We start from the raw sequence: 3,739 nt of genomic DNA on the forward strand, positions 1-3,739 counted from the left end.
GCCTCTAAAGCAGTGAATCATCGCGGACAGCTGTCACGGACGACGCTGCGATCGTTCCGCCCCCGGCAAGGACTAGCGTATTGACGCCGCGGTTCACCTGTACCTCGGTCACGGTGGCATAGATCTCGGCGGCCTCTTCAGCGACGACTTCGCCGTTCGCAAGGCTGACTGTATCGAACGTATAATGCCCGCGCGGCAGTGGCATGCCGTCCGACGTGACCCCGGCCCAACTGAGGGGCGCATTGTCGGTGGGAATGTTCAGGCGCTGAAGCTCGACACCCTTGTCGTCGCGAACGATCAGTTGCGCCGCATCCGCACCCCGCTGAACATTCGGCACCACGGTCACCGGTGCCCCGTCGAAATAAGCAGGCATGTCGGCACGGGCCTGCATCCCGACCCAACCCGCCAGCTGCGCAAGCCCGCCAGTCCCCATCTGCCCGGCCAGTGCCCGGAGCAGATCGTTGGTCTGCACCTGCTGTTCCACACCTGAAAAGGTGGCGAGCTGCGTCGCGTAATCGGACGAATCGACCGGATTGAGAGGGTCCTGGTTCTGCATCTGAACGGTCAGCATCTTCAGAAACGTCGTGAAATCGGCGCTGATGTTCGTGCCGCTGCCCGTGGGGGCCGTCGTCTTGGCGGCCGATGCGGCGGTCCCGCCGGTTTGGCTTGTCGTGCTTACATCCATCACAGGCTCCTATAGCCAAAGGTCCAGACTGCCGTCTGCGCGCCGGGCAGGGATGGCAGGGGCGGCGGGTGCCGCGTTGATCGTGTCTTTGTCATGGGCCAGCGCCGTGTCGCCGGCGAACGGCCCGGAGCCGCGACCTGCCTGCGATTCGCCCTGTGCCGTCCCGAATTGCATCGTGACCGATGTGAACCCGAGTGCCCGGAATTCCTGCTGCAGGACATCCACATGCCGGCGCATCAGGTCTGCCGTCTCTGGCCTGTCGGTCGTCACGGACAGTACGATCGTCTGGTCCTGCGCTGTCACTGTCATGCGCACCCGTCCCAGTTCCACCGGATCGAGCGTAAGCTCTGTTGCCCGATCGGAGGTCTGACGCAGCGCAACGGAGAGTTGTTGTGCCACATGTTGCGCCAGCAACGGGGTCTGGGGTCGCTGAGTTAACGAATCGGTCGGCAGGATCGTGCGATTGACCCCACCTATCATGTTCTCAGGAAGCCCCATTATCGGTTCGGCTGTGACGACGGTCGACGGCGAGCCCGACTGGTCCTCTTGGCCACTCGCCGGTGGCGTGACGTGTGCCTGGGTCAGGCCGGTCGCGGCTTGGATTTTTGCGGTCTCAATTGTGACGGTCGGCACGATCGCAGGTTCATCCGCCCACGTATAAGATGCCTTGCGGGTCTCGCTGGTTGTGTCAGCGGCACGGCGAACCGGCAGCGCGGTTTCTGCTCGGCCGGCTGCGGGCCTGTCAAATGCGACGAAAGTCTCGACCGGCCCTGAATGCGAAACTACTTCATGTAGAGTCGTGCCCGTCCGAGGCGATGACAGCTGACCGATGTTCTGTCCCGCCTGGGCGAGGGCGTGGGCAATGGGAGGGGCGGCCACACCGATTTGCAGCACCCTGTCAGGCGACTGTCGCAGCGAAACACCGGTTGCATCGATGTCTGCCGCATCAGTTGCACGTGTCGGACGTGCGAAAGAAGGCGTCTCATCGCCCGGTGCGTCGGTCAATGTCATGGAAACTGTGGCCTCAGACACGGCCTCACCGCTCGCTGAAAGCGTCCGGTTCAGTTCATTGCCCCTCGGCCGCACGTCGGCAATCGAAGGCTCTGCGCCGACTGGCCGCGCAAATGCCGCGCCCTGCCGCCCCTGAGCGATCGGAGGAACATCTACATGTGGCGTGAAGATCAGAGGTGCCGAACCGGCATCGATATCGCGCGGGTCGCCAGTCGATCCGGCGTCTGGCAAGAGGAGGTCATCGCTGTCTTCCTCAAACGCGCCAGTGGCGACATGCGGACTGGTGCCACTTGAATCCGCAGGGTTGGTCACGTCGTCGGTCAGATACTTGTCCTGCAGGCGCGTGATGGCCTCGATGAACGTCAGGCCGTCGCCCATCGCACCACCGGTCCGGGCTGAAAAAGGCGGCGTCCCCGCTGCCTCGCCCGGCGCGCTCGCCGGCATCTTTGGAAGGATCTGCATCGCGAACCTTTCTGTTCTGGACAGCCCCTTTTCCACCAAGAAGGTTACGAATTTTTTTACCGGACGGGTGCACAACAGAAAAAACACGTTCCGAGAGGTTCCCATGATCCCGATTCCCGTGATGCCCGCAGCCGTTCCGCCCCAGGCACGGCCCGCACCGCCCACGAGCGATGCCTGCCTGATGGCAGCCGCCCAGAAGCTGGAAGCGACCTTCCTGTCTGAAATGTTGAAATCAGCAGGCTTCGATTCTGCACGAGGGGCGTTTGGCGGCGGGGATGGTGAAGATGGCTTTGCATCGTTCCTGCGCGACGCACAGGCCGAAAACATGGCGGCAGCGGGCGGAATTGGGCTGGCCGAATCGCTTTTCAATGCAATGAAAGCGCGGGCCCATGCGTGAGTCTGTGGCGCAGACCCTGCTGACGCTTCTTGAGACCGAAGGGGCCGCGATACGCTCTGGTCGGCTCGCCGATCTGACTGCGCTGGCGGATCAGAAGATCGCGTTGTCGCGCAAAATTTCTGAGACACCACTGGATCGGATAGTGCTTGGCCGGATCGACCGCGCCCTGCGCCGCAATGAACGTCTTTTGACCGCGGCTTGCGACGGCGTGAAATGTGCGGCGACCCGGCTGGCCGCGCTGCGGGCGGTGCGCGACGGTCTCAGCCTCTACAATGAAGCCGGAAATCGATCGACCGTCGCACGCCGGCCCGACGCGCTGGAGCGCAAAGTCTGAACGTAATTCACTCAAATTGCTCTGAATTTTGACGCCCCTGTTAACCCGACGTTGAGACTGCCACAGCGATGAAGAACGCATCCCAAACAGGATGACACCTCCGCCGAAGATGCGGAACGAAGCGTCAGAACGACGTGTCACTGCCCCGAACATCGGGGCGTTTTCCCCAAACGCGGGCCGCAAAATGCCGCCTCTGAAGGATCAAACCATGGCCACTTTCCATGCGCCACCGTGGTGACCGCCGCCCTTCACGACCTTCTTGCGTTTGATGCTGATCGGCTGATTTGCGTTGGCACTCATCGCGGCATTCCTCGAGTTGGCGTGACACGAGGCATGGGTCCGAGGATGTGAAGGCGTCCTTAACGCCGCAATCCGACGAAAAGCGGTTTACAGATCCTTGCGGACGTAAATCTCGTCCACGCCGCAGAATTCCGCCAGAATGTAGCCGCTATTCCGCATCAGGGCGGCGATCTGCGGACCGCCGCCGTTGTTCTCGATCGCCCAGACGTCGACCCGGTATTTGTCATGGTCAAAGGCCGTCAGCGCCGCCATTTCACCCCCCTCGATGTCAAGCGAGACGAAGTCCACCCGGTTGATACCGATTTCAGCAAAGAGAGTATTCAGACTGCGCGTAGGCACGGTGATCCGGTCCTCTTGATGGCGTGGATCGGCGCGCACGCGGGTCAGCATTGCGGCATCGTATTCCTGCGCGAGACCGCTCATCTGGGTATAGCCCTGCGTGACGGCAATGAACGATGCCTCGCCGTCAACATCGGCTATGGCATAGGGCAGGCAGGGGCTGGTCCGCCACAATTCTGCCGTCTCGCGGTGCTGTTTCACCGGCTCGACC

The 3,739-nt window shown here is 62.2% G+C and carries 5 protein-coding genes; 2 read left to right on the plus strand and 3 right to left on the minus strand.

Annotated features, from left to right (window positions below; all coding sequences use genetic code 11):
• Positions 1-4: 4 nt before the first annotated feature.
• Together ACOI1H_RS24130 and ACOI1H_RS24135 are read right to left on the minus strand one after the other, a co-directional pair.
• Positions 5-685 (minus strand): flagellar hook capping FlgD N-terminal domain-containing protein, encoded by a 681-nt coding sequence (locus tag ACOI1H_RS24130; RefSeq protein ID WP_422440749.1) that lies wholly within the window; start codon positions 683-685, stop codon positions 5-7.
• Positions 686-694: 9 nt separating this feature from the next.
• Positions 695-2,074, minus strand: coding sequence for a flagellar hook-length control protein FliK (locus tag ACOI1H_RS24135; RefSeq protein WP_422440751.1), 1,380 nt, complete (start codon positions 2,072-2,074; stop codon positions 695-697).
• A 187-nt stretch (positions 2,075-2,261) separates the two neighbouring features.
• On the opposite strand from ACOI1H_RS24135, the gene ACOI1H_RS24140 reads away from it, so the two are divergent.
• Both ACOI1H_RS24140 and ACOI1H_RS24145 read left to right on the plus strand, forming a co-directional pair.
• Complete coding sequence (locus ACOI1H_RS24140) at positions 2,262-2,555, plus strand: rod-binding protein (protein WP_422440756.1); 294 nt, start codon at positions 2,262-2,264, stop codon at positions 2,553-2,555.
• Positions 2,548-2,889, plus strand: coding sequence for a flagellar protein FlgN (locus ACOI1H_RS24145; RefSeq protein ID WP_422440752.1), 342 nt, complete (start codon positions 2,548-2,550; stop codon positions 2,887-2,889). Before ACOI1H_RS24140 ends, ACOI1H_RS24145 begins: the two co-directional genes overlap by 8 nt.
• Before the next feature lie 387 nt (positions 2,890-3,276).
• Here ACOI1H_RS24145 and ACOI1H_RS24150 read toward each other — a convergent pair.
• On the minus strand, positions 3,277-3,739 hold a 463-nt coding region (locus ACOI1H_RS24150), incomplete at its 5' end, for an FkbM family methyltransferase (protein ID WP_422440754.1).

Origin of the sequence: Loktanella sp. DJP18 (genome assembly GCF_049310965.1) — a bacterium.
GTDB lineage: Bacteria > Pseudomonadota > Alphaproteobacteria > Rhodobacterales > Rhodobacteraceae > Loktanella.